1 protein-coding gene is annotated in these 785 nt (G+C 53.9%); it reads left to right on the forward strand.

The annotated features are described in order from the left end of the window. The first annotated feature begins 45 nt into the window (after positions 1 to 45). Positions 46 to 450 (forward strand): ester cyclase, encoded by a 405-nt coding sequence (locus tag BGP85_RS28580; RefSeq protein ID WP_219827769.1) that lies wholly within the window; start codon positions 46 to 48, stop codon positions 448 to 450. Positions 451 to 785: the final 335 nt, after the last annotated feature.

Here is a 785-nt window from a genome sequence, read left to right on the forward strand (position 1 = left end):
GCACCATCTTGCTCCGGTAACTCCAGAACTGCGGGCGGGCGCGTCATGCCGGTAGAGGAGACCAACTTGCAACCACTCAACGACATATATTTCGCGTACCTCAACTGCCTTAACCGCCAGGCCCTCGATGACCTCGGTACCTTCGTCGACGACAATGTCGAACACAACGGCCGACCGTTCGGGCTGGCAGGATATCGCGACATGCTGGTCAAGGACTTTGCCGACATTCCCAACCTGCGATTTGAAGCAGATATCCTTGTCAGCGACGCGACGCGGATTGCCGCCCGTCTTTCGTTCGATTGCACCCCCAAATCCACTTTCATGGACCTTCCGGTCAATGGCCGGCGCGTTCAATTCTACGAGCATGTGTTCTACGAATTTGAACACAGAAAAATCCGCAGGGTCTGGTCGGTCATCGACAAGGCTGCGATCGAACGTCAGCTTGCCTGAGATCGCGCCGTTCATTCGGACCGAATGAAAATTGAACATCCCCGATCTTTAAAGCGAGACTGCTCCGGTGGCCACCAAGAACACAAACAGCCTTCCGCACCGAGAAAGTGCGGGCCATGGCCATGGGGGCGAACTGTCGCAGGCTGCGTCAAAAAGACCATGCCTCACGATCTTGTAATGGAGCTGTTGGAGGAGCATTTCAAGCGAGTGCTATCCTTGAAGATAGCCAATTCCAAACAGCCGAATGGAAACGCTCTAAATGTCTGATGGTTCTTGGGTAGATTGGTTTCCTTTCGTCTTTTTCCCGGCCAAGATCATAGTGCTCGGCATAGGCA

The organism is Pseudomonas putida (assembly GCF_002906855.1).
Lineage (GTDB): Bacteria > Pseudomonadota > Gammaproteobacteria > Pseudomonadales > Pseudomonadaceae > Aquipseudomonas > Aquipseudomonas putida_N.